Below are 25,339 nucleotides of genomic sequence, written 5' to 3'. Positions count from 1 at the left end.
GCGCGTGGTGCGCCTGGCAGGTAGACCCTGCTAGCCAGCATGGGAGTGCTCAATGTTCCGCAAGTCCAAGAGTCCGAACGAGGACACCGCACAACGCAAGGACGACAGGATCCTGTCGGACCTCAGCTGGGAAGCCAGCATCGTCCTCAACGAGAGAAAGTCACGGATGGTGGCTTGGCGCGTCGCAGCGACAGCAGGCGTCGTGTGCCTGGCTGAAGCCGTTGCGCTCGCAATGCTTGTGCCGCTCCACAGCGTTGTGCCCACGGTCGTCATGGTCGACAAGCTCACAGGGGAAGCTCAGGTCGTTCCTTCCGCTCAAGAGTACGTCGCGAACAGCACGCTCTCCGACAAGCACTGGATCAACAATTTCATGATCGCGCGCGAGCGCTACGTCTACAAGTTCATCCAGCAGGACTACGACACTGTCCGACGACTGGCCGGGAACCTGCCGTGGGGCAACTACGCGTCGCAGTTCGAGGGCTCGGACGCCCTCGACAAGCGGTACAAGGAAGACGTTGAAATTCTCCCGACCGTGCTGAGCATCACGCTCAATGGGAACGGCACGGCCACGGTGCGTTACGAGCTGCGAACCCGTGATTACCGTGTGACAGCGCCGGCGGCCGTGACCCGCCGGATTGCAACCCTTCGCTACGAGTACGCCGTCAAGAATTTGACGCTGGAAAAAGAGGCCATCGCCAATCCTCTCGGGTTCACCGTGACCGCGTACCAAACCGACGCCGAGATGGGCGGCGACTCCAAGGGTGATCGTCGATGAAGCTCCTTCAGGCCGTCACTATCTGCGCGGCGCTGGGTGCCTCCAGCGCTTTCGCGCAGGCTTACAGCGCAAGCTACGACGACACGTCGCGCGTTCGGCGGGTCGAATACAAGGACAACCTGGTCCTTCGGGCGGTGGGCTACGCCGACCATCCCATCCTGCTCGAACTGGATCCCGCAGAGCCGATCGCCGACGCGGCAGGCGGCAAGATCGCCAAGTGGGAAATTTCGAAGCTCGGTTCGCGCTTCTTTGCGCGACCCCTGGAAGGCGCGCGAGATGCGACGGTCTTGATCGTCACAAAGACACGCTCCTACGTGCTCGACCTCGTGCCAGGTAGCGCCAAGGGCGCACCGACGGATTTCGTGTCGAAGATCGTCGTCACCTACCCGGTAGTGAAGATACCGGACCCGGTCGCGGAAGCGAAGGAAGCGAAAGAGGCAGCGACGCCGCTGTCTGAAGCGCTCAAGTCCGCACGAAACGAACAGTATTCGATGGAGGTTGTCAGCGAGACGGTCGACATCCGGCCGCGTGAAGTCTTCGACGACGGTCGCTTCACCTACTTCAAGTTCCCCGACAACCTGCCAGTCCCGGCCATCTTCAAGAGCACGCCCGGCTCCAACGACGAATGGCTGGTCAACAGCCACAGGGACAACGACTACGTCGTCGTCCATGGCGTCGGTGCCTCGTGGAACCTTCGCCTTTCCGGCTCGTTGGTCGGCGTCTTCAATGACGCCTTCGATGCGGCGGGGATTGCGCCCCATCACGGCACGACGATCAGCGGACTCAAGCAGGAGTTGCGGAAATGAGCACGCCCTACGATCCGCAAGAGCCGCAGGCCTATGAGGCCCAGCCGGTCGAACAGAGCCCGGTGCAGGCGACGCAGCCATTTCAGGCTGAGGTCAAGCGACGGCGCCCGACGCGTCAGCTCCTCGGCGCCTTGTTCTTGGCCCTGGGCCTCATCGCCATCATGGCCTTGGCTGCCTTCATGTTCAAACAGTACAAGGCCGAGTTCGCGCAAAAGCGCGCCGCCAAGGAGAAAGCCACTCAGGCCAATGCCCCGGTGGTTCGGAAGGCGCGTGATTTTGGCGCGGAGGAGGGCACGAGCGCGCCAGCCCCTGAGCAGCCAGCAGCCGCGCCTGCCCTTCCTGCGAGCTTCAGCGCGCCGTCGACGCCCGCGCCGGGTGGGCCATTGCCGAGCAACATGAACCTGGCTGGTAGTCCTGCGCAGCTTCCAGCTGGCTTCAGCCAGCCGCAGGGGATGCCACCTGGGACGCCAACGCCAAAGGCGGAAGCCGCGCCCTCAATGATGATGGGCGGGCAAATGGATGAGGCCTCAGCGGCAGCTCAGGCTGAGGCCTTGATCGCGGCCCGTGCGCCGGCCGCTGCAGATCGCACTGTGCAGGCGATGGCGAAGTCCAAGGGGAGCGGCAAGCCCCCTACGTCGACCGATCAAGCTTCAGCCGCCCAGCTCGGCGATCGTTCGTTCGTGCTTGCTCGCGGGAGCTGGATTCCTTGCGTCCTGGAGACGCAGCTGAACTCTTCCGTGGCGGGTAACACAAGCTGCGTCGTCCCGGAAAACGTGTACTCTGACGACGGGAAAGCACTCCTGGTTGAAAAAGGGTCGCGCGCGCAGGGTGCCTATGGGAACAGCCTGAAGACCGGCGATCAGCGTATCGCCGTCCAATGGTCCCGAATCAAGACCACACGCGGCATCGTCATCGATGTCGACTCGCCCGCAACCGACGGTGTCGGCACGGCCGGCGCAGGCGGCTACGTCGACAACCACTGGATAGACCGCATCGGTGCGGCCGTGCTCCTGTCGCTTGTCGACGATGCGCTCGCGTATGGGATTGCCGATGCGCAAAACAAGAACTCGTCCTCGCAGAACTCGCAGGGGACGAATGTCTACATCCCGACGAACTCCATCGGTTCCACGCGAAAGCTGTCCGAGAAGATCCTCGACTCGACGATCAACATCGCCCCGACGCTCTACAAGAACCGAGGCGATCGGATCATGATTTTCGTCAACCGCGACCTGTGGTTTGACAGCACTTACCAACTGGTGAAAGCACCATGAGCGCAGTCCTTGAAATGCCCCGGCTCGTCGTCGGCGCCGACACGACCATCAACAACTTCCTTGCTCCGTTCAAGGATCTGATCGAAGACGACGCGGTCACTGAAATCGCCGTCAACAAACCCGGTCGGGTCTGGTTCGAAAAAGATTCGTCATGGGGCAGCAAGCCCATCGAGGTGACCAATGAAAACATCCTCCACCTGGGGAACGCGGTTGCGACCTTTTCTGGTCAAAAGTGGTCGAAGGAATTTCCACTGCTCAGCGCCGCACTGCCAAACGGCGCGCGCGTCCAGTTCGTGATGCCGCCGGCCGTGGAGACTGGCAGCACTTCCTTCACGATGCGCAAACCGATTAAGGTGACGCGTTCGCTGGATGACTTCTCGGCCGCAGGCCTGTTCAAGGAAGTTCGCCCGATGCAAGCGGGCCTGCTGCCACATGAGCAGGCCCTCAAGGATCTATTAGTTGCCGGCAGCTACGAGGAGTTTCTCCGCAAGGCGGTTGAGACGCGCATGAACATCGTCGTGGCCGGCGCTACTGGATCCGGCAAGACCACGTTCATGAAAGGCCTGGTGCGCGAGATACCGAGCGAGGAGCGGCTGATCACGATCGAGGACGTTCGAGAGCTGTTCTTGCCGCATGAGAACGCTGTCCATCTGCTGTACAGCAAGGGCGGGCAGTCGTCGGCCAAGACCTCGGCGAAGGATCTGCTGGAGAGCTGCCTGCGCATGAAGCCCGACCGCATCCTCCTTGCGGAAGTCAGAGGCGACGAATGCCTCTACTTCGTGCGTAACGCCGCCTCAGGTCACCCCGGCAGCATGACCAGCTGTCATGCCGGTTCACCAGCTCTTGCCTTCGAACAGATGGCCATCATGATTCAAGACTCGCCCGGCGGTGCCAACCTGACATTCGACGTCATCAAGCGGCTCCTGACGCTGACGATCGACATCGTCATCCAGTTCCAGAACGTTGCAGGAAAGCGGTTCATCAGCGAGATCTACTACGCGCCCGAAAAAAAGCTGGAGGCGATCAAATGAGCAAGGGCAAGCTGATCGGCATCATCCTTCTCGGCCTCGTTGGCATTGCCGGATGCCTGGCCGCGGCGAACTACATCGCCGGCGTGCTGCTGTTCCTGTCGTACAAGGAAAACCCGCTCAAGGCTGAGTTTTCCACGCTGCACTACGCCTGGTCGACGGCCAGCTCTCCCTATGCAGCGATGAAGGTGAAGTCCAGCGCGGCCGTCGCGCTACTGGTCTGTTTCGGCGTGCCGGCGTTCTTGCTGCAGGACATGCTGCGCGGGCGCAGCTCGGCGCTGCACGGCAAAGCACGGTTTGCTGACGCGAAGGACATTGCCAAGGAGAAGCTCGACAGTCCCTCAGGGATCATTCTGGGCAAGCAGGCGGACGGTGGCCTCCTGCGGCTGCCTGGCTACGAGTTCACGCTCCTGGCGGCCCCGACGCGCACGGGAAAGGGCGTGTCGTTCTGCGTGCCCAACCTGCTGACCTTCGAGGGCTCCGCCGTAGTGCTCGACATCAAAGGCGAGAACTACAACCTCACGAGCCAGTTTCGGGCGCAATACCTGGCGAACGAGGTCTTCTATTTCAACCCCTTCTCCGAGACAACGTGCCGGTGGAACCCGCTGTCGTACATCTCGAAGGATCCGAACTTCATGGTCAACGACCTGATGGCACTGGCGGTCATCATCTACCCGACCAATCCGAAGGATCCTTTTTGGCCCGACTCGGCCCGCAACCTGTTTGTGGGCCTGTCGCTGTTGGTCCTGGAGACGCCGACGCTGCCGAAGACGATCGGTGAAGTGCTGCGACAAGGATCCGGCAAGGGGCAGCTGATTTCCGACTACCTGAAGCACGCCATGAGCGTGCGCGCTGCCAGCGGGACGCCCTTGTCATCGCGTTGCATCGACGCGCTCAATCGGTTCCTGAACAACCCTGAGAACACGCTCAAAAACATTCTTGCGAGCTTCGTCGCGCCGTTGTCGATGTGGGGAAATGCGGTGATCGACAAGGCAACGTCGGCCGATGACTTTGACCTGCGCGACATCCGCAAGCGAAAGATGACGGTCTACGTCCACATTCCTGCGAATGAAATCGTCCAGGCCGGATTCATCCTGAATCTGTTCTTCTCGCAGCTCATCAACGAGAACACGCGCGAGCTGCCCGAGCACAACCCGGAGCTGAAGCATCAAGTACTCATGCTCATGGACGAATGCACGGCCGCGGGAAAAATCGAGATCCTCGCGAAGGGTGTCGGCTATATGGCTGGCTACAACCTGCGCCTGGCGATCGTCATCCAGGACCGGACCCAGCTCGAGTCAGTCTACGGCAAGCCGGATGCGAAGAACATCCTGTCAAACATGGGCGCGAAAATCGTCTACACGCCAAGCGACATCGCCGATGCCAAGGAGTATTCGGCGCTCATCGGCACGGACACGGTCCAGTCGACGTCACTGCAGCGCTCGAACATCGGGCCGTTCACGCTGAACACGTCCAACAGTGAGACAGAGTCGATCCAAGGACGCGCACTAATGCTTCCGCAGGAAGTGCTGGCCATGGCCAAGACGCGCGAGCTGATCGTTCGCTCTGGGATACCCATCATCAACGCCGAGAAAATCGTCTACTACGAAGATTCGTTCTTCCTGGAGCGCTTCCGTGCGGTCCCAATGCAGGAAGTGACCATCAACGGTGAGAAGCGATCGGTGCCGGTGCCGAAGAAGCTTCCAGGGAAGAATTGGCGCGTGTTCCACCAGGCGCTGGAGATGTCCGACTACTACCTGCAGGACGATTTCAGCGACCTGTCTCCCGACCTGGAGGAGCTTGAGGAAAGTTCGCTCCTGGACAGAATCAACGCCAGCGCTCAAAGCATGAACGAAGCCCAGCTCGATGCGCTCTGCAGCACCTTGAGCCGCCGCAAGATTCAAGAGTTTGAGGAGCGCTTTCGCGAACAAGCGGCCTTTTAAAGGTTGTCGCTTAGGTTGTCTTTAAGGTATATTCTCCTTCGTCGGCCCGCAATGGGCCGGCACTCTGCCCCCAACGGGGGTGTCTATACGAAGGGAGCTTCATGGCTAAGTCATCTACCGCGCCGCCGTTGTCCGAGCTGCGCACCCCTGGAGAGAGTGAAAGCGATCTGCAGATCCTTCGCACGCTGGATTCGCGTGCGGAGGCTCTTGTGCATGGCGGTGCCGGCTTGTCGCCTGCTGCTGCTGCTGACCTGGTGCGCCACGACATCGCGCTGTTCAAGCAGATCCAGAGCAACGCCGCCGGCGATCGTGCGGCCGAAGTGATCGGCGAGATTGCGGAGGCTGTGCCTCTGTACCGCGCCGAACTTGCTCGACGCGACCCGTCGCTGTTGGCAGCAGTGGAAGCAGCGACCGCCATCGAGCAAGCCAACATCAGCGCAAAGGAAACTCGAAAGGCGCTAGATCAACTCCCCGAGGGAGCTTCGCACGCAGCGTACCTCCTCGACCTCGGCCATGCTTTCGCTGAGAGTTTCGACAGCGCCAAAGAACCCTACAAACCGACCAAAGGCTTAGATGGCCTGTACCGGTTTCCAGCCGTTCACAAGCTGGGCGATTACGAGCCAGTCACTGGAACGTACCAGGCGGCCGATCCTGCCACTACGGTCGACGGCGCCTACCTCAATCTCGGTTCTTTTGTGCACGCACGCTCTGAGGCACTGTCTCAACCCGAGCGTTATGCCACCGAAGTCCCGTTTGTCGATCTGATCGACGAGGTGGTCCGGGACGTTGACGCCCGTCGTTCCGATTCGCCCGGAATCAGCTCCTGGGAGCGCATGTCATCAGTCGGCGACGCTGAGATGCGTTCCAACGGCCGCAACGGATTTGTCGAAGTGCAGCAAGACGGGGCCGTTGTTGCTCTAGCAGATCTTGCCGCGATCAACGACTGGGTCGAGAACCACGACGCGTCCGTCGCTGACAAGGAGCGCCTGGTGAGCCTGGGCATCAAGGCGCACAAAGCATTTAACGAACCCCATCAATCTGAATTGGAGAACACCATGGAAGCTGCTGCACAAACCCCCAAGGCCGAAGTTCGTCGAATCGGTGCCAACATGGCGAAGCCAGATTGGCAACTGGCGATCGATCTGCTGAAAACCCACGCGCCGAACGAGCGCGCCGCGATCTACATCCCGAAGGCCGGCGCCGAGTACGGCGGCCAGGTGCTGCTGATGACGGACACGCACATCGTGCAGCGCGTCGGCAAGTCGACGGCGATCGCGCATGACCTGGACGCTCTGCAGAACGGCCGCGAGCTGGCCGGTCAGATGGACGGTGGCCAGATCAAGCGCGGCACGCACATGAAGTTCCAGTACGGTGATGAGCGAGGCAACGGCACGGCCATCCCCTTCAATCAGAAGCGCGCTGATGAAATCAAGGCCGAGATGACCGCGTGGGCAGAGAAGGCCATCACCAATGCGAAGGGACGTGACACGTTCCTCAAGCACCTGGACAACGCCACGAAGCACATCGCGCAGCCGCCAGCTCGCGAACGTGCGCGCGAACCCCAGCGCGCGCCTGCTCGCGCTCCGCAGCGCGACCGATGAACAGCAGCTCGTCGAGACGAGAAAAAGCCGGGGCGTCCCGGCTTTTTTCTTGGTTGCTGTGCCCGGCGTTGGTCCTGGCCATCGCTATGGGCCTCGGCTTGCTGCCGCCGGCGGCGTTGTGGACCTTGCTCGGCCTGCCGCTGCTTCGCGCCTTCGAGCTGGTCGACCAGCGCGATCCTGTGGCTGACAACCAGGGGGCCGGTGCAACCGGCCTCGAGCCCGACGTCGACGAGACGTGACGGAGGGCGAAAAAAAAGCCGGGGCAACCCGGCTTTTTTGTTCTTGCAGCGCTCAGAAGCTCGGCTTTCGAGCTTGCGTGCTTCTTACAAAATCAATCCGTGCTTGTTGCCACGCAGGATCAGATAACTCCAGCTTCACCTGTGAAAGCTGCAGGAATGCTTGAGGGATAGCGCCCCCCCCTGCATGCGCCCATCTGTGCTTTGTTCGGTTGAGCGCACCATTCCATGGGCAAGTCATAGGGGGCATTCGAATTCGGACCGTACTTCGTCAGCGCCGCTTCCGCCATGGCCTTTGCGTTCTCTTGGGACCATGGAAGTTCATAGATCACCAGCGACGCGGCCATTGGTCGGGCTTTGTCGACGGGGACTCGATCTTCAAAATGGACGATCAATTTGACGCCCCTCTTTTCATAGGTGAAATAGCGCGGCAATCTTGCATGCGTCACAAGCCCTTCTCCCGGGCTCGTCTCGGGCTTCATTTGGTTGCGTGGCACTTGAAAGTGCTTCATCGCTGCGGCCATTGCCTCCTCGAAATCCATGCCGGTTTTGACCCCCGCAACGTCGAGTGTTTGCGCATCAACGGAGCGGAATGCTTGGCGCGGCTGGGCGGCTGAAAGGAAAGATGCCCCCGTCAGAATGGCTAGAACGGCTGCTTTTGCAATTGCTGAATTCATCATGTAGGTCAGTTGACTGCAGCTTCTTGAACGCCTCGTACTCGTCGAGCGCGTTGCACGTATTCGGTCAGCGAAGCGCGCAGCTTCTCGGGCTCACGCATGCCCACCAGACGCAGCATCGGGTTCGTAGCGTCGCGAGTTTCGAGCGTGATCGTGCCGACGCCGGCCAGGCGCTCCAAGAACGTCTGTTGCAGGCTCACGTTTTGCACCCTGAACACTTCCAGTGAACCGCTATTGCGGGACAACACGCCAAAGGACCAGATGATGCGCTCCCCACCTTCGAATCGGTAGGAGAGGCATGCAAAGTCGAGCCAGGAGTAAGCAGCTCGGAAGGCCAGCAGAGCAAGGGGAACGACCAGGACAGCCCAATGAAGATTCCACGGCAGCGCTACGAACAGGCCAGTCCAAGCGGCTGCGTAGCAGGCAAGCTTGATGAAATGCCCAAGGTTGACGGCCTGCGATGGCTTCACTACGGCGGGAGGGCCAGAGTGACCATGAACCGCTTCCACGACGGGCGGAAAAGTGATGATGGCTTGCATTTCGCTCCCTTTGCGATCTGTTTTAGGTTGTCCGTTAGGTTTCATTTTATGCTAAATCGCCGTTGCTGACAACACATTTATGTTGTCAGTTGAGTTGTCCATGCATGCTGGATCGTAGCGCCGGCGACAGGATCGCGCGCGTCGACAGCACCAAAACGCCAGCCACACCAACCCCGATCCACGGGGCAAGGCACCATGACCCTTGCCCTGCACCCATTCGGGCCGCGACGGGCCGAATATCGGCCTGCATGTCGCTCGACTGAACCCCTCGCCGCCCACCCCCCCTCATTGCTAAGCCCGAAGGGAAGGGGGAGCCGCCCGGCGAGCCGGAGCGGGGGAAACCGTAGGTTTCCACAGGGGGGTCGCGTCCGCGGCCCGAAGGGCCGGGCAGGGGGGCGGCACGCCCCCGCGGACTGGGGGACTGTTTGCCCCCCTTTGGGGGGCTTTTGATGTTTTGGGCGCAGCCCTGGGGGGCGTCGCAGGGCGAAGCCACTGCGCCTTTTCATTTCCCCCCGAAGGGGGGTCTAGTTGATTCCTACAGCCGTCGTTTTCGCGCGCACGCGGTTTCTTTAATGTTTCTTCTGTTTCTTAGGGCTGCTGGAAATTCCGAAAATCGGACCGTAGGCCGCGCCAGTGCTGCATTCTGTGTGTGCACAACTTTTGCCCTATTCGGACATCCGCCGGGTTATATCGGACATCCACCGGGTCAGTCGGACATTTACCGGGTGCTATCCACAGCGCGCATTGCTCTATTCGGACATCCACCGGGTGTTATCCACATTTCGGCCTATTCGGACATCCACCGGGTGTTATCCACAGCCTGAGGGAGCTAGGAATCCGTCGATCCAGCGCCGTGGCGTTCGGACACTGCCGGATCACGTCCGAATGGTGCCAAAATCGCTTGACGCCAACTCAAGTGACAACCTAACATTCGGACATCATCACCATGGCGTCCGACTAACCCGGTATCTGTCCGAATAGATCATGTCCACTACCACTGACCTGTTGCTCCGCGCTGATGTTCCAGCTGATCGCTATGTCTCGATGAGCAATCGCCTGGCGAGGGCCGCACAGGGGCTCAACCTTGCAGAGAAGCGTCTGGTCGCCCTGGGCCTCTCGGAGACTGATTCTGTTCCGGCCAAGAACCTTGCGCTTGGTGCCAACTCGGGTTGGAAGATGCGGATCTCTGCGATGGAATACGCAGAGACGTTTTCCGTGGACACGACGACTGCATACGAGCAACTCAGGGCCGCAGCAGAAAAGCTGTTTGAGCGATACGTCCGCTATGAGGTCCGCGGCGCCAAGGGCACCACGATCGAGAAAAAGTTTCGCTGGGTGTCGGGGGCTTCGTACATGCCGGGCGAGGGCTTTGTAGAACTCAACTTCAGCCCTGAAATCGCGCCTCATTTGCTTGGCCTGCGCCGGCAGTTCACGTCGTACAAGCTGACGCAAGCAGCCAACTTCGACAGCGTCTACTCCTGGCGCCTGTTTGAGCTTCTCAAGTCATGGCAGAGCACCGGCCGCTTCGAAACCTCGATCGAGGCTTTCTGGGAGGCCATGGAAGCCCCTGCGAGCATCCGGAAGGACTTCAAGGGCCTTCGGGTGCGTGTTATCGAACCAGCGCTTGAGTCGATCCGTGCCAAGGCTGGAATCTGGGTCGACTGGAAGCCGATCCGCAAGGGGGGCCGGCGCGTCTCGGCCTTGCTGTTCACCTTTGGTCCTGATCCGCAAGGTCGCCTCGACATGGGCGAGCCCGGGATTGCAGATGCAAGCTCGGGAGAGGACGACGAAATCGATTCGCTCGACTGATGCGAGAGCGGTCGAGCTATTCGGACATCTACCGGGTGTTATCCACAACCTGCAAGGTTTTGTCCTACAAATTACAGCGTCATGGGGGACTTTTGCTCGCTCGCTCGGGCTTTTTGCACCACGTGAGTGCAGAAAACAGTCGGACAACAAAAACTGGCGTCCGACTGACCCGGTATCTGTCCGAATAGATCACACCCGAAGCTGCAATCCATTCGGACACCAAGCGCTGATGTCCGACTGACCCGGTACTTGTCCGAATAGGTTTCTAAGAGCTGCGCCGCCCCTTCACGCTCAAAAATGTTAACAAATTCAATGACTTACGGAATAAAGAGGGAGACACTGTCGCTGCTCGACCGATTGCATTCGGACATCACGGCGTAGAAGGATCCATCCGGAATAGGACCGATGAGCGCTGCGGCGCGGACATCGTCGGACAATGTCCGACTGACCCGGTATCTGTCCGAATAGGCTGCTGGATCGTGAACAGTCGGACAACGTCGGGTAGCGTCCGACTGACCCGGTAGTTGTCCGAATAGGTCGTGAGGGATCGAGCGAGCCGCACCATGGAACTGCAGCTGAGGCTGGCGACAACAAACCCCACCGATTCGGCAGCCCTACGCCACTTAGCCGGCAAAACTAACACGGATGATTATGTAGATAATCATGAAGAGGGCCCGCTAGAATCATGGCCCAAACAGGCTTCGCGCAGTCCACCCAATGATTTCTGCTCCCCTTGCTGATCTAGACGAACTTGTTCTGAAGTGTCGGGATGAGAAAGCCAAATCCTACGTTGCCGAAGCAGTCGCCAGCTACCGCGTTGGCGCCTACCGAGCGGCAATAGTGGGTACTTGGATAGCAGTTTGCTTTGACATCATCGACAAACTGAGAGAGCTTTCATTTTCCGGTGACAAAGAGGCAGAGCAGCAGATCGCAGCATTAGAGAGAATTCGAGCTTCTGGAGATGTCACTAATGCGCTAAAGTTCGAAAAGGAACTCCTTGTTCTGGCCCGCGATAAGTTTGAATTGATTTCGCATCTCGAACACATCGACTTAGAACGTCTCCAAGCAGATCGAAATCGGTGCGCGCATCCCTCACTAATTTCGGAAGATCAAGTCTATAGCCCTAGTGCCGAACTCGTGCGAGCGCACATACACGCGGCCATCATTCATTTATTGCAGCACCCGCCGGCACAAGGAAAGTATGCACTGGATCGGCTAAAAAAAGATATTCAATCGTCGCTTTTTCCCATAGAACAGGAAAAGATGGTTAAGGTCTTTTCAGTTGGACCGTTAAGAAAGCCACGCGAATCGTTGGTGAGGAATTTTTCCCTTGTACTGCTCAAGAACGTCCTTGTGCGGTCGGCCGAAGAGGTCATCCCGATATATACGGCTTCTAGAGCACTTTCCGCAGTGCGAACATTGCACCCAATAGCAGTCAACAAGCTGCTTAATGAGCGTTTGTCCAGGTTAGTTCGGGACGTTGACGACGAGCAATTGGATCGCTTTGTGAAGATTTTGGAGGCGTTGCCCGATACATGGCAAATGCTAGAGACCGACGTACGTGAGCGACTAACTCTGTTTGTTCAAAGGCTCCCCGTCGACAGCTTCATCGATTTAGATTTTTTGCTGGAGTACCCTCCCCTCTCTGCATTTGCCCTGCATAGGGTTAAATACGCCAGCAGGAAAGACATTGCTGCAGCGCAATTCTTCATCTCTCCACCACAGGTAATCGATAGAGCCATCGAACTTTATGTTGAATCAAATTCATTCGAAAGCGCTAATGCGGGAGCCAAGCTGCTTGCTGAAATGGCTTACGAAATGAAGGCGCATCACATCAAGAGAATACTTGCTGAGGCCTCTCAAAACGCGGAAATTACGTCAAGCTTTGGATTCTCCACTTTGCTGGAAAAACTGCGCGGCAGGGCCGTCCCGGACGCCGAGTTCGATGAGTTATTGCAGAAGCATGGCTTAGAACAACATTTACCCGGTGGGAGTGACTTTGACATTCCTTTTTAGCCAATAAGTGCTATGAAAAAAGCGGTCGATCGCGGTCGCAAGCTTCACAGCGGCCACTTCGCTTTCATGCGAGCTATCGTGCAAGGCGTCGACTCAACTAAGGCCTGGGAGCAATACCTCCGGCTGGAAAGCGAGAACACAGACGCTCGCAAGGTGAAAAGCGCGATCGCTTGGATGCGCGCCGAGTTTGCTGCTGCTGCGCGCCGAGAGTCGAAGCCCGGCACGGCGCGCTTGGTCCTAATGGACGCTGCGACGATCGGCGAGACGAAGCAAAAGCCAACGCTTGAGGAATTCGCGCTTGAGCGAGGCATGGAGGACTTTTCCCAAGAGGAGCAGCTAGAGGCGTATGCGGCCGAATACGGATCTGCGACGCGGCGCACCTCGCGCCGCGGCCAGCTCGTCAACCGCCAGCTTGCCGCGCTGCGCTGGTTGGAGGATCTGGTCGCGCAGAGCCCAAAGCCTGGGGACGGTGTCGCCGCCTGGTTGGCGCCGGCCCTGGCAAGCCGCATCGAGGCGGCTGGGTGCCCTACTCTCTTCGCGCTCATCGAGCGCATCAACACGTCCGGCGCACGGTGGTGGCGTGGCGTGCCTGGCATCGGTGCCGGCAAAGCTGCACGCGTCGTCGACTGGCTCACACTGCACGAAGCATCGATCGGCATGTCTATCGGGCGGCACGCCTTGCTGCCCAGCTCGCAGCTGCAGCCGTCGGAACTTGAGGCGGTTGTGCCTCAGGCAACCGGCTTGGTCCCGCTGGAGAAATTCCTTGTGCCCGCCGAGCTGGACGGCAGTGCAGGCGCGTTCCGCGGCGAAAGGAGCACCTTGGCCGCGACGAACGACTATGAGGCGATCAGCGCCTGGCTCGACTCGAAACGAGGCGGTGAAGGCCCGCAGGGCGCCGCCACAAAGCGCGCCTATCGCAAAGAGGCAGAGCGGCTTGTGCTGTGGTCAATCCTGGAGCGGGGAAAAGCAATTTCCTCTCTCACCCTGGAAGACGCGAACGCCTTTCGGGACTTCCTGGCGGCGCCCCCGCTGCGTTGGTGCGGCCCACGGTACCGCGGCCGTTGGTCGCCCCAATGGAGGCCGCTGGAGGGGCCGCTGAGCCGCCCAGCGATGCGGCAGGCGCTCGTCATCCTGCGCAGCATGTTCGCCTTCCTGATGTCGCAGAACCACGTGGTCGGCAACCCCTTCGTGGGCGTGACGTTGCCACGTGCCTCAAGCCGTCAGCTCGGGTCGAATCGTGCGCTGACCTTCGAGCAGTGGGACTTCATCAGCGCACAGCTCGTCGTTGCCGGTGAGCAGACAGAGCTGCAGCGGCGCCGCGCTCGCGCGATCCGCTGGCTCTACGCGACAGGCCTGCGCCTGGCTGAAATCAGCTCGGCAGAGTGCGGGGGGCTTGAGCGCCTGCGCTACACGAACGGCGAAGGGAAAAAAGTGACGGGCTGGCTACTGGCCGTCATCGGCAAGGGTGAGAAGGAGCGAAAGGTTCCTATCCCCGCCGCGCTGGTCGACGAGCTAAGCGAGGAGCTTGTGCGCGCCGCCCGCGATCGCGACCCGCTGGCCACTGAAAACGCGCACGTCCCGATCCTGGCCAAGTTCGACAAGCCGGGCGCCGCGGCGCCGCAGGCCTGGTCGTCTTCGGGCTTGTACAAGTCCATTCGCGCCTTCATGAAGGCATGCGCGCTGCAGCTAAGCGACAGCGATGCGCGGCAGGTGCTCAAGGCCAGCACGCACTGGCTGAGGCATTCGCATGCATCGCATGCGCTGAACGGCCGCGAGGGGCACGAACCAGTGCCCCTCGAGGTCGTTCGAAACAACATGGGTCACTCGTCGATCGCGACGACATCGGGCTACTTGACAGGCGAGCGGGACGCACGGCTGCGCGCCATGGAAGGATTTTGGGGCAAGACTAAGTCCTAGCCTATTCAGCATGGACCGAGCCTCGGCTCATGCGAGCATCAGATTGAGGCACATGTCTGACAAGCGCTACGTCCACGCGCCAGGGCGAAGGTGAGAACGAACCCTGTGGGTGACACCGAGCACGAGAAGGCGTTGTTCCGGGGCACTGGCAAGCCCGCGGCGCGCCGTCCGACCTGCTTTGCATGAAGGCACGGCGATGTTCTTGGTGAACCATCTCAGGAGACACCATGGGCATTCTCGGAAACATTTTCAGCAAGATCTTCCCTACCGCACATGCGGCAAACGCGGGCCCGACACCTGGCGCGGCGCCGAGTGCAGGAGCTGCTCCCGCACCGACGGCAACGCCATCGGCCCCGGGCGCTCCCGCACCATCCGCGGTTAGCCCAATGAAGGACGTCGATGTCGAGCAAATGCTGGACGGCCTCGCTGCAAAGTCCAGTCAGAAGCTGAACTGGAAGACGTCGATCGTCGACCTCATGAAGCTTCTCGATCTCGACAGCTCCATGGCTTCGCGCAAGGAGCTGGCGCAAGAGCTGCACTACACCGGCGACATGAACGATTCGGCCACGATGAACATCTGGCTTCACCGCCAAGTTATGAACAAGATTGCGGCTAACGGCGGTAAGGTGCCTGCTGAACTCAAGGACTGAAGGTATGGCTTCGCGTTTGCTCAATCCAGTCGTATTCGTACGTACGGCATGCTTTTTTGCAGCCGCCGTGCTTCCCCTTTCGGCCGCCGCCCAACAGGGGGATGGCACTGATGTGCCGATCCGTACGAACGTTTTCAAACCGGCGAAGGTGGAGGTCACCGCGTCGCGGATCTCGGCGATCAAGGCGCCAGATGGCTTTAGTGTCTCGGTATTCGCAGACGGCTTGAAAAATGCGCGCATCCTGGCCGTCGCTCCGGATGGCACTGTTTACGTGAGCCGGCGCGATCAGGGCGACATCGTCATGTTGCGCGACCAGAACCGAGATGGCAAAGCCGACGGTGGCGGACTCATCGTGGCGAACCGCCCCGGCGCGCATGGTCTTGCGATCAAGGACGGCTATCTCTATATCGCGACTGTCAAGGAAGTGTTCAAGGCGCCTATCCAACCGGACGGTACGCTGGGTAGCCTGGAAATGCTCATGGGCGATCTTCCGGATGCTGGGCAGCATCCGAATCGAACCATCGTTTTCGGCCCCGATGGCATGCTCTACATCAGCATTGGATCCACTTGCAACGCGTGCAATGAGTCCAATCCGGAGAACGCGACGTTGCTGCGCGCATCACCTGACGGAAAGACGCGTTCGATCTTCGCGAGCGGTCTTCGAAACACGATCGGCTTTGCCTGGCAGCCGAGGACAGGCGAGCTCTGGGGCATGGACCACGGGATCGATTTTCTAGGCGATGACGTCCAGCCCGAAGAGCTCAACAAGATAGAGCGCGGCAAAGAATACGGGTGGCCTCATATCTGGGGAACCAATGGCGTCAATCCGCAGAGTACCCCCGTGGGCGAGATCACCAAAGAGCAATGGAAGGCCCTCAGTACCCCGATGGCCATGGGGTATACCGCGCATGCCGCCCCCATGCAAATGGTGTTCTATCCCGGCGGCTCCTTCCCCGAGCAATATACCGGCGATGCGTTCGTTGCTATGCGCGGATCTTGGAACCGAAATCCAGCCTCTGGCTATGAGATCGTCCGAGTGCGGTTCGCTGATGGCCAGCCTCAGAAGTTCGAACCGTTCGTAACCGGATTCCTTACCGACGGCGGGACAACCCATATTGCCCGCCCGGTCGGCCTCGCGATCGCGAAGGACGGTGCGCTCTTGATGTCCGATGACGCGAATGGCGTCATCTACCGCGTCGCCTATCGCGGCGCGACTGGCGCTGCTGCAGAAGCATCCACACCGGCCGGCGTCATGCAGCAGCAGGCCATGAGAGGAAGTGGGGTTCCCCTAGCCAAGGATCGAGAGGAAACGCGCGCTGGCGCCACCCTTTCGGTCACTTCAGCAACCATCAACTCGGAGGGGGCCATTCCTATCAAGCATAGCGAGTACGCGGACGGGGTTTCGCCGCAGCTCGCCTGGAGCGCCGCCGCGGGTGCGAAGTCATACGTCATTGTCATGGAAGATCCAGATGCGAAACCGGTGACGCCATTCGTGCACTGGCTGGCCTGGAACATCCCCGCGAGCGTGACAAGCCTCCCAGAGGGCTTGCAGGAGCAGATGCGTCTGACCGAGCCAAACGGCGTCCTCCAGGGTCTCACTACGCGAGGATCGCCCGGGTATTACGGTCCGAGACCGCCCGTGATGGACCCGCCTCACCACTATCACTTTCAAGTATTTGCATTGGATACGTTCCTGCAGGTTCCTTTGGGAGCGGACCGGGATCAGTTACTGGCTGCCATGAGCGGCCACGTGCTGGCAAAAGGCACGCTGATGGGAACGTTCCAGCAGCAGGCAAAACCGCTGAAATGAACCCGCGTGGCTGACCGGTCCGTCCGGCAGCCCCGGAAAATGGCTCGCCACTAGGCAACCGCTTTCAACCGGCGACGCCCATGCATTTGGGCGGTTCAATTGAGCCATGCCGGGCGGTTTACTCCTGGCCGGCACGGCCTTCGCGCAGACGGCGAAGATCGACAAGGGCGACGCCGATCTGTTGCAGGATATCGCACGCGCCAACATCGCCGAGATCGAAACCGGCAACCGTCAAGTCGCTGGAGGCCCAGTCGTTTGGGAAATCGAGATCATTAATACCGGCACGGATGCGGCCACCGGGGTGGATGTACCGACGCCTTCAACAACGTCTTCAATGCCAGCGCAGCCGACTACAGCGTCACAACGCTGCCTGGCATTGCAACTTTTCCTGCTTGCAGCCTCTCGCCATCGGGTTCCGCGGTCAACCTGTCGGGTTGTCGGTGGAGAGGTTCTCATCGCTGACCTCCGAGGAGACCCCTGCAGCCCCCGCCATCGCCAAGCGCATCGCTGATGACCTAACCATGCAATCCCTGGATAAGGGCGGGGACCTCTCCCGCTAGCTCACGCGCTATGTAGCCGAGTTCCCCCTGGCGAGCCCTGAGTACCTGGCCTGCACCGGCGTGCAGGCTCACGCCCCATGCTGCGGCTTGCATAGGCGACGCGCCCCGCGCCGCAAGTCCGCCGATCAACCCGGCCAGCGTATCTCCCGATCCAGATGTGGCAAGACCCGGCGTGCCATCAGCGAAACGCCAGGCTCCTCCATCGGGCTGCGCCAAATAGGTGACCGCACCCTTGAGCGCGACATAGGCGTTCCACCGTGCAGCGGCGTCGCGCGCAACTTTCAAAGGCGCAGCAGCAACCGCATCTTTCGCCATGCCGCTGAGATGCGCCATCTCCCCCGCGTGAGGCGTCATCACGACAGTCTGATCGAACGCGCGCGGCCCCGCGGCCGACATGGCAAGCGCGTCAAGCAAAACCACACCATGCTTGAATAGGGGCAGCACACTGCGAACGAAGCGCGTGCTGCGAGCTTCGTCCAACATGCCAGGTCCAAGTACCACAGCCGCAATTCCGGCCGCGATGCCTTCCAGCGACTTCACACCACCAGGTGCGAAACCTCCACTGCGCGACTCCGCCATGCCGATCACGCGTGATTCCGGGATCGCAAGCGCCAGCCCCGTTGCTACGCACGCCGGCGCGGCAATGGTCAGCTTCCCGGCACCGGCACGCAGCGCTGCTACAGCAGCGAGCAGCGCTGCACCGGGCATTTCGTGGCTTCCCGCCACGACCAGCACATGGCCGCGCGTCTCCTTGTCCGCAGCGGCGCCGACATCGGGCAGACGCCAGCGCGAAAGGGCCGCGCGCGTGAGGGGACGGGCTTTGGCCTCGGTGCTGGTGGGCATTTCAGGGTTTCGGTGCACGAGGGCGGTCGGGCGCGGTGGTTACCGGGGTTGCGGCCTCGCGTAACGGCGCGACGAAATTCACCAAGTCAAGAGCCAATGCGATCTCTCCGTTGTGGCCGTGCGTCGCGCGGTAGGAGGTCACCGCGCAATTCGGAACGTCGCCCTCGCGATCGATGCCAAGGATCTGGTGCTCATCCATCTGCTCGATGAGGTAGCGCATGCAGTTGACGATCACTTGGTGGGCGACCACCAGCACCCGCCGGTCGCCATACTCGCGCGTGATCATCTCCAGCAGGCTGCGCAGCCGAAGGATGACGTCGCACCAACTCTCGCCGCCGGGCGGACGAAAGTAGAACTTTCCGACATGGGCGCGCTGCTCGTCGAGCTCGGGGTACTTCTGCTGAATGCCGAGCCGGGTCAGCCTGTCGAGGATGCCAAATTCTTTCTCGCGCAGGCGCTCATCCACGCGCAACACGACGGTCGATTCGAAACCCGCAGTGTCGGACAGCAGTCTCGCCGTCTCGCGGGCACGCACGTAGGGCGAACACAGGACAACGTCAGGTCGCTCAGCTGACGGATGTTGCGCGAACCACTCGCCGATAGCAATGGACTGGTCGACGCCAAGGTCGGACAGTGGCACGTCGATGTCACGCCAAGACAGATCGATCACTTCGAGACCGCTCGCCTCTGCCGCGTCTCGCGCCACGTTGCCGGCGCTTTGGCCGTGCCGAATGAGCCAGAGGGATTGGGGCCAGGACGTAAGCACTCCCTGATGCTAGGAAGTGACCGCCGCTATGGCCGTAAGACTTCATGCAGCGTGCGCGCGGTCCTGTCCTACCTTAGGCAGGCTGTCACGCGCATGCCGCTAGCACAGGCCAGCGCGCCGAATAGGGTCATGTGTCGGTCGGTTGCGCCTGATGCGCAGCGTCGGCCTCGTTCATCGAAAGGAGCACCATGACCCATCTCTTCATGCGCTGGCGCACAGCGTCCGCCGCCGTCGCGCTACTGGCCAGTCTTGCGGTGACCGCCATCGCGCGCGCGCAGCCCACAGGCAATTCCAAGGGCACGGTCACCCCCCCCGAAACCTCGGCGCCGAAGGCGGGGGTGGCGCCGCGGCCCAAGCAGGCGGACATGAGCGGCGCCGATGGCGGAAAGCTCGTCGGCAACGAGGCGCAGACGCGGGCACGCATGCAAAGCGGTAGGCCGCCGAGCAGTGGCACCGAGGGTGGGTTGTCGTCGAAACGTCAAGGCGCGACAGCTGGTAATGCAGAAAACCCCTCCGATACGGGCTCGATTCGTGCGCGGCCGGTGCCACCGTCACGCTGACCCGCCCCCACAGCTCACGCGCCACTCGGCGTCAAACGGCTCGGCCCCGCGTCGTCTGACCGCGGGGATGGAACACGCGGTAGCGCCTACACAAGGGAAACGGTTTGCCCGCGCCTGCCAGCCGACGGCTTCGAGGGATGTCAACCCCGTCGGGCGAGCGGCTTCAGTGTGTACCTACACGGCGAGCCGCTCATCGCCCCCAGAAAGCACAAGCAGCGCCGGTTGTGGTCGCAGCAACGTCAAAGGAGCCCACTATGCCAAGAGGGGATAAATCATCCTACACGGACAAGCAGAGACGCCAAGCTGAGCACATTGAGGAAGGTTACGAACAGCGGGGCGTGTCCAAGCCCGAGGCTGAACGACGCGCCTATGCAACCGTCAACGCCGAGAGTGGCGGGGGCAAGAAAAACGGGTCCGGCCGCGGTCAGGCTACGAACCACGCCCCGTCGCGTAAGGGTGGGCATGCGGGTGGTGCCGCGTCCGCGCACCGCACCGCCGCTGAACGGTCTGCGTCAGCTAAGAAGGCCGCGGCCACCCGTCGGCGCAACGCCGAAAAGGCAAAGTGATCGGCGCCTTCGACGCGGCACACAGATCCGCCAAGGGACGACGTGCTGCCGGCTGAAACACGTCACAACAGCGGCCTGCAGACGCTCGATCGAAACTCGTGCTCATCGTCCGCACTTAGAGACACCACATGCATATTGAAGGTTCCTGCCACTGCGGCATCGTCAAGTTCTCTGTCGAATCAAACGAATTCCTGCCGTTCATGCGCTGCTATTGCTCAATTTGTCGCAAGACGGCCGGCACCGCAGGCTATGCCATCAACATCGGCGCGGACAACAGGACGCTGAAGATCAAGGGCAAACGGAATCTGCGAATCTACCGCGCAATGATCGATGACGGTGGCAAGAGGCGGCAGAGCACCGGACAGCGGTACTTCTGCGGCGTCTGCGGGAGCGCGCTATGGATGTGGGATCCAACATGGCCCGAGCTTGTCCATCCACACGCGGGCGCGGTCGACACCCCATTGCCCGCGCCCCCGGCCAATGTGCATGCCTCACTAGATTCCAAGGCGTCGTGGGTGCAGGTGGAGGGCAGAGAAGGCGATGAGCGCTATGCCACTTTTCCTGACTACTCACTGAAGCAGTGGCACGAGAGGCATGCGCCGAAGGTGGAGCAGCCGCACGTCAAGCCGTCCGTCAATCATGGAAAAAAGGCTGCCTAACGAGGAGACCTCTGTTTGCTTGAGGAATCGAAATAAGGAGCTGTGCCCAGCGGGAGATTCGAGGAATGGTGACCAGCGGACGGCCAGCGCCCGTTCCCGACTGCGCACGCCCGGCCATTCAGTACAAGCTTGCCTCGTCCCGATCCATTTGATTTAGTCAGACTAGGTCTTCGTCGGCACCGTCTACGCCATCCTTCGAGAGGCTCAAGCGCCCCCAAGGCTGTCATCTGTTGAGCCAGGTCAGCCCGCTGGCCGACGGTGTCGCTTCCGCTGTCGGAGCTGTCAGTGCGTATGCCCCAGACGACACAGAGAACATTGCTCAGTAAGAAGATCCAGAAGCCCACGTTTCGGCGCCTCTGATTGTTTTACGCCACCAGGTATGCCGCAGACTTGCCGATGCCCGACTTCATCGCACTCGATGTGCAGCCTGAAGCCCAGGTATCGGCCCGCGACATCCGCATCGAACTTAGCCGAGCGGTCCGCTCACCTTCTAAGGTAAGCGACCACGCCGGACGGGCTGAACTCAAGCCGCCATAGTCAACTCAGCCATCAACTCTTCCTTGCGCGCCTGCAACTGATCGCGCATGCCAATCAGATCGAGCTTCTTTGCGGCGCGGGCCTTGACAAAGATCTCATTGCGCTCTTCCTTGACATGGTGATCGATGTACTCACCCAGCACGATCACCTTGGCGCACCACTTGGAATCACCTTCATCACCCTCCCTGATTTGGGCGATGAGTTCCTTGGCGCTCGCGTGCTCGACCTCCGCTTCGTCAAGCAGGTCCTCAGCCTTGATGGCAGCGCGAAGTGCAGGGTAGAAGATCTCCTCTTCGATCTGAGCATGCACTGTCAATTCCAGGCAGATCTGGTCGGCCAAGTCGCGGCGCTTCCGGAGTGCGGTCTTCGCCTTCGACTCGGCAAGCGGTTCGAAGTCCTTGAAGAGCTTCTTGACCTTGCGATGGTCTGCATCGAGGAGGCTGCAGGCATCAGCGGGGGTGCGGGTCGTTGCCATGGTAGATCCATTCTTAGTATGTGGGGACACCAGCATCTGCTATTCGTGGTAGAGAAGGCGTAGGAAGGCCTGCTTTGCAAAAGTGAGCAAAACGGCACGAGTTCCTGAGGCCAGGATTTGCATGATCGGACACGACCCGATGCAGGAAATGCCGCAGCGCGCCGTGCGTTGGGTCGGGCGCCGACGACTTTTCCGACAGCCTTTCGCATGGAATCGGACATCGACGCCCAACACGTCGGACGAAGCACGATGACTCGGCTGCGTTCAATCTCAACGAGGACCTGACTCCGGCTTCAAGCAAGGATGAAAACAAGCGCTAGAAGGGCTTGGCCTATGCCGCCAAGTTGGGGACGCCGCAGCGCCTGGCTGCAACTCCTCCTCAATCTCCTGGCAGCTCGGTCGTATCGCCCCCACCCGCTGCGCCAGCGCGCTAGGCCCTCGCATCTAGTGAGAAGGGCCTGGGCGCAAAACGCGCCCCCGGCGGCGTGGCCCTGTTGATCATCGACATGATCAGTTGCTGGTCCGTTCCCGACGCAGAGAAGTTGCTTCCCGGCGCGGTCGCAATTGCCCCGCAAATTGCCGTGCTCAAGGCGCGCTGTGCGCGCGCTCCCGCGATCTACGCGAACGACAACATGGGACGTTGGCGATCAGACTTTGCCAGCCTCGTTGCAATGTCGCTCGATTGCGGCGGCAACGCCGCTGCAGTAACGGCTGCCCTCCGGCCGTCAGAGCGAGACTATTTCGTCCTGAAGCCCAAGCATTCGGCGTTCTTTGCCACCCCGCTGGCGCTTCTCCTTCAGGACCTGCATGTCCAACGCCTCATTGTCTGTGGGGTGTCCAGCGACCAATGCGTCATGGCTAGCGTGGCAGAGGCACGGATGCGCGATATTGATGTCGTTTTCCCTCGTGATTGTGTTGCGTCTCAAACGCTCAAGCGCAACGCCGTTGCGCTACGGCGTTCCGCAAACCAATGGATCAACATGCGCTAAGACGATCGCGATTCTTCTCGACTCTTGTCCATGGAGCAAGCGTGAACGGCACAGGGCCGTTCAATGGCAGACGACAACGCAGCCCGCCGCAAAAAAGGATGACGTTCGCAGCGGGGCGCGCCTGAACCTGTGCCGCCGAGTTCATGCTCCGGTATGCGCAGTCTTCAACCGAGGCCTGTCCAACGTCAGTTAGATCGTTGAGCCTTCGCTAAGTGATGAGGTTCCTCATACGGCGAGCTTCCGCCCGACTTCGATTCGCCCACTGGTTTATCACCTTCGCGCACTGCTTTTTCAGCCGTAGGGGATGAATTTTCGCTGGGACTCGTAGCCTCGCCACGTTCAGCATCGGTCCTCGCCGTTTGCTTCATTACACTGGAAACAGGGCTGTTCGCGTTCATAACCACCTCTCACCAAATAAGTATGTAGCTACCGCGGGCAGGCACAACATATGGCTCTGGCCTCGTGTCGCTTTATGTCGGCGTACGGGTTGACTTCATGTCGTAGGCTGGAGCGGCTGCTACGTCCGCATGGACCGCATGGATCGACGGCGCGGGGACCGCCGGGTCATCAAGTAGGCGGCGCCAATCACCGCCGCCAAAACAAGCCCCTTTTTTGCGGCACCGACGGGGTTGTGCTTGAGCTCTGCGCGGCCGCCCATTTCTGAATAGAAGCGCGGCAGGTGACCGCGGGTTAAGTCCTCCACCAACCCTTCGCCAACGTCCACCCGATCAGCAAACAGGAGCAGCAACCAATGACGCAAATCGTTCTCGCTGTAGCTGAAGGCGAATCGCCGTATCCCACCACTGAGCCCGCGTGGCGGCTGGCCGCTACCGAAAACCGGCGTCATGGCCGGCCGCTCGGTGGATCGAAGCACTTCCACATGCCTGAGCTGTGGTTCTGGCTCATCCCAACGCACAGGGGGATCGAGCCGTGGAGGCATGCGCTCTTTAGGATATGCGGGGCGGTTGGCATGGTCCAGGTCGGCCCCCCAACCCTTAATATGCGCAAACTTAGTGGGCGTGTTCATATTGGCTCCTGTTCAGACGGTGACGCCGGGCGGAATCAGCACTGGTTTGATGCAGCCATCAAGCTTGCTCGAGAAGAGGTGGTAAGCGTCCGATACCTCCTCCAGCGGTATGCGATGGGTGATGAGCTTGTGAGGCTCGATGTGCCCCGCCCTGATGTGTTCTATGAGGCGCGGCAGATGGCGCTTGACGCTGGCCTGGTTCATCCGAAGCGTCAGGCCCTTATTTACGGCATTGCCGATCGGCACGGCGTTGAAGGTGGGCCCGTAAACCCCAACGATGGAAACCGTACCACCCTTGCGGACTGAGTTGATGGCCCAGTGCAGGACCGTCGCGGAACCGGCTTGCATCTTGAGCTTGACCCCAGTGAGGCGCTGCAATGCGCTGCCGGCGGCTTCGCAGCCGACGCAGTCGATGCAGACGTCTGCACCCAGCCAGTCAGTCATCTTCTTGATATGAATGGCCATGTCGTCGACCGACTTGAAGTCGACGGTCTCACACTGCGCGAAGTTTCGGACAAATTCGAGGCGGTACTCCAAGTGATCCACCACGATCACGCGGCCCGCGCCGAGCAACCAGGCGGACTTCGCCGCGAAGATGCCGACCGGGCCCGCACCAAAGATAACAACGGTGTCGCCCTCTTTGATACCGCCCATCTCTGCAGCTTGGTAGCCTGTCGGAAACGCGTCAGTCAGCATCACCGCGTCTTCGAGCAGCAGCTCGTCCGGGATTTTGGTGGGTCCGACATCGGCGAAAGGCACGCGCACGAACTGCGCTTGACCTCCATCGAATCCACCAGCGGTATGCGAGTACCCATAGATGCCCCCGACGGCCGTGGCCTGCGGATTGGTGTTGTGGCAGTTGCCATACAACTCGCGTTTGCAGAAGTAGCAGCTTCCGCAAAAGACGTTGAAGGGAACCAGTACGCGATCGCCGCGCTTGAGGTTCCGCACGGACGCGCCGATGTCAACAACGGTGCCGACGAACTCGTGTCCGAAAGTGGTGCCAACGCGCGTGTCTGGTACCAGACCGTGATACAGATGCAAATCCGATCCGCAAATACAGGAGCGCAGAACTTGAACAATGGCATCGTTGGGATGCTCGATCATCGGGTCCGGTTTCTGGGACGCACGGACGCGGTAGGGGCCGCGGTAATTCAAGGCAAGCATGGTTCGACCCTTCTGAGTGGAAACAGATCGTCGAGTCGAGCGACATGTGCCATTCGTCCGTCGCCAGGCGTAAACAACGTAGGCCGCTAGCCCCCATGTCGACCAGTCCGGA

23 protein-coding genes are annotated in these 25,339 nt (G+C 60.5%); 16 read left to right on the top strand and 7 right to left on the bottom strand.

Features of this window, described 5'->3' with window-relative positions:
- Positions 1 to 52 precede the first annotated feature (52 nt).
- The 7 genes from ACSFA0_RS24720 (at position 53) to ACSFA0_RS24690 (ending at position 7,663) form a co-directional block, all read left to right on the top strand.
- Complete coding sequence (locus ACSFA0_RS24720) at positions 53 to 775, top strand: VirB8 family type IV secretion system protein (protein WP_435452911.1); 723 nt, start codon at positions 53 to 55, stop codon at positions 773 to 775.
- On the top strand, positions 772 to 1,581 hold the full coding sequence (locus ACSFA0_RS24715) for a TrbG/VirB9 family P-type conjugative transfer protein (RefSeq protein ID WP_435452910.1): 810 nt from the start codon (positions 772 to 774) through the stop codon (positions 1,579 to 1,581). Before ACSFA0_RS24720 ends, ACSFA0_RS24715 begins: the two co-directional genes overlap by 4 nt.
- Positions 1,578 to 2,852: a type IV secretion system protein VirB10 gene (virB10, locus tag ACSFA0_RS24710; RefSeq protein WP_435452909.1), complete on the top strand. Its 1,275-nt coding sequence runs from the start codon at positions 1,578 to 1,580 to the stop codon at positions 2,850 to 2,852. Before ACSFA0_RS24715 ends, virB10 begins: the two co-directional genes overlap by 4 nt.
- Positions 2,849 to 3,883, top strand: a complete 1,035-nt coding sequence (virB11, locus tag ACSFA0_RS24705; protein ID WP_435452908.1) for a P-type DNA transfer ATPase VirB11 — start codon at positions 2,849 to 2,851, stop codon at positions 3,881 to 3,883. Before virB10 ends, virB11 begins: the two co-directional genes overlap by 4 nt.
- Complete coding sequence (locus ACSFA0_RS24700) at positions 3,880 to 5,823, top strand: type IV secretory system conjugative DNA transfer family protein (protein WP_435452907.1); 1,944 nt, start codon at positions 3,880 to 3,882, stop codon at positions 5,821 to 5,823. Before virB11 ends, ACSFA0_RS24700 begins: the two co-directional genes overlap by 4 nt.
- Positions 5,824 to 5,924: 101 nt before the next feature.
- On the top strand, positions 5,925 to 7,424 hold the full coding sequence (locus ACSFA0_RS24695) for a KfrB domain-containing protein (RefSeq protein WP_435452906.1): 1,500 nt from the start codon (positions 5,925 to 5,927) through the stop codon (positions 7,422 to 7,424).
- 86 nt (positions 7,425 to 7,510) lie between these two features.
- Complete coding sequence (locus ACSFA0_RS24690; protein ID WP_435452905.1) at positions 7,511 to 7,663, top strand: hypothetical protein; 153 nt, start codon at positions 7,511 to 7,513, stop codon at positions 7,661 to 7,663.
- 119 nt (positions 7,664 to 7,782) lie between these two features.
- On the opposite strand, the gene ACSFA0_RS24685 is transcribed toward ACSFA0_RS24690, so the two are convergent.
- Together ACSFA0_RS24685 and ACSFA0_RS24680 are read right to left on the bottom strand one after the other, a co-directional pair.
- Positions 7,783 to 8,340: a hypothetical protein gene (locus ACSFA0_RS24685; protein ID WP_435452904.1), complete on the bottom strand. Its 558-nt coding sequence runs from the start codon at positions 8,338 to 8,340 to the stop codon at positions 7,783 to 7,785.
- 5 nt (positions 8,341 to 8,345) lie between these two features.
- Positions 8,346 to 8,876: a PH domain-containing protein gene (locus ACSFA0_RS24680; protein ID WP_435452903.1), complete on the bottom strand. Its 531-nt coding sequence runs from the start codon at positions 8,874 to 8,876 to the stop codon at positions 8,346 to 8,348.
- A 984-nt stretch (positions 8,877 to 9,860) separates the two neighbouring features.
- Here ACSFA0_RS24680 and ACSFA0_RS24675 point away from each other — a divergent pair.
- The 6 genes from ACSFA0_RS24675 to ACSFA0_RS24650 all read left to right on the top strand — a co-directional run bounded on the left by ACSFA0_RS24675 (position 9,861) and on the right by ACSFA0_RS24650 (position 17,589).
- Positions 9,861 to 10,685, top strand: a complete 825-nt coding sequence (locus ACSFA0_RS24675) for a replication initiation protein (RefSeq protein ID WP_435452902.1) — start codon at positions 9,861 to 9,863, stop codon at positions 10,683 to 10,685.
- Positions 10,686 to 11,402: 717 nt separating this feature from the next.
- Positions 11,403 to 12,701, top strand: coding sequence for a hypothetical protein (locus ACSFA0_RS24670; protein WP_435452901.1), 1,299 nt, complete (start codon positions 11,403 to 11,405; stop codon positions 12,699 to 12,701).
- A 12-nt stretch (positions 12,702 to 12,713) separates the two neighbouring features.
- Complete coding sequence (locus ACSFA0_RS24665; protein WP_435452900.1) at positions 12,714 to 14,618, top strand: phage integrase family protein; 1,905 nt, start codon at positions 12,714 to 12,716, stop codon at positions 14,616 to 14,618.
- Between the two features lie 227 nt (positions 14,619 to 14,845).
- Positions 14,846 to 15,268 (top strand): DUF3597 domain-containing protein, encoded by a 423-nt coding sequence (locus ACSFA0_RS24660; protein WP_435452899.1) that lies wholly within the window; start codon positions 14,846 to 14,848, stop codon positions 15,266 to 15,268.
- Positions 15,269 to 15,272: 4 nt separating this feature from the next.
- Positions 15,273 to 17,078 (top strand): YbhB/YbcL family Raf kinase inhibitor-like protein, encoded by a 1,806-nt coding sequence (locus tag ACSFA0_RS24655; RefSeq protein WP_435452898.1) that lies wholly within the window; start codon positions 15,273 to 15,275, stop codon positions 17,076 to 17,078.
- A gap of 106 nt (positions 17,079 to 17,184) precedes the next feature.
- A complete protein-coding gene (locus ACSFA0_RS24650; protein WP_435452897.1) occupies positions 17,185 to 17,589 on the top strand; it encodes a hypothetical protein in 405 nt (134 codons plus the stop codon).
- Between the two features lie 4 nt (positions 17,590 to 17,593).
- Here the strand turns inward: ACSFA0_RS24650 and ACSFA0_RS24645 are convergent, their stop codons facing one another.
- The gene (locus ACSFA0_RS24645) at positions 17,594 to 18,481 is read right to left on the bottom strand and encodes an NAD(P)H-hydrate dehydratase (RefSeq protein ID WP_435452896.1); all 888 of its coding nucleotides are present in this window, start codon (positions 18,479 to 18,481) and stop codon (positions 17,594 to 17,596) included.
- Between the two features lies 1 nt (position 18,482).
- Positions 18,483 to 19,247, bottom strand: a complete 765-nt coding sequence (locus ACSFA0_RS24640) for a histidine phosphatase family protein (protein ID WP_435452895.1) — start codon at positions 19,245 to 19,247, stop codon at positions 18,483 to 18,485.
- 188 nt (positions 19,248 to 19,435) lie between these two features.
- Here ACSFA0_RS24640 and ACSFA0_RS24635 point away from each other — a divergent pair, with 188 nt between their 5' ends.
- Positions 19,436 to 19,807, top strand: a complete 372-nt coding sequence (locus ACSFA0_RS24635; protein WP_435452894.1) for a hypothetical protein — start codon at positions 19,436 to 19,438, stop codon at positions 19,805 to 19,807.
- 694 nt (positions 19,808 to 20,501) lie between these two features.
- The gene (locus ACSFA0_RS24630; protein ID WP_435452893.1) at positions 20,502 to 21,032 is read left to right on the top strand and encodes a GFA family protein; all 531 of its coding nucleotides are present in this window, start codon (positions 20,502 to 20,504) and stop codon (positions 21,030 to 21,032) included.
- Between the two features lie 523 nt (positions 21,033 to 21,555).
- On the opposite strand, the gene ACSFA0_RS24625 is transcribed toward ACSFA0_RS24630, so the two are convergent.
- A complete protein-coding gene (locus tag ACSFA0_RS24625; RefSeq protein ID WP_435452892.1) occupies positions 21,556 to 22,044 on the bottom strand; it encodes a hemerythrin domain-containing protein in 489 nt (162 codons plus the stop codon).
- Between the two features lie 485 nt (positions 22,045 to 22,529).
- On the opposite strand from ACSFA0_RS24625, the gene ACSFA0_RS24620 reads away from it, so the two are divergent.
- Entirely contained in the window at positions 22,530 to 23,033 is a 504-nt protein-coding gene (locus ACSFA0_RS24620; RefSeq protein ID WP_435452891.1) for a cysteine hydrolase family protein, read from the top strand.
- A gap of 517 nt (positions 23,034 to 23,550) precedes the next feature.
- Here ACSFA0_RS24620 and ACSFA0_RS24615 read toward each other — a convergent pair.
- Positions 23,551 to 24,060 carry a hypothetical protein gene (locus ACSFA0_RS24615; protein WP_435452890.1) on the bottom strand — a complete coding sequence of 170 codons (510 nt, stop codon included), beginning with the start codon at positions 24,058 to 24,060 and terminating at the stop codon, positions 23,551 to 23,553.
- Between the two features lie 12 nt (positions 24,061 to 24,072).
- A complete protein-coding gene (locus ACSFA0_RS24610) occupies positions 24,073 to 25,227 on the bottom strand; it encodes a zinc-dependent alcohol dehydrogenase (RefSeq protein ID WP_435452889.1) in 1,155 nt (384 codons plus the stop codon).
- Between the last annotated feature and the right edge of the window lie 112 nt (positions 25,228 to 25,339).

Source organism: Variovorax restrictus, assembly GCF_051216715.1.
Taxonomy (GTDB): Bacteria; Pseudomonadota; Gammaproteobacteria; order Burkholderiales; family Burkholderiaceae_C; genus Variovorax.
This window is presented reverse-complemented; position numbering and strand designations above follow the sequence as displayed.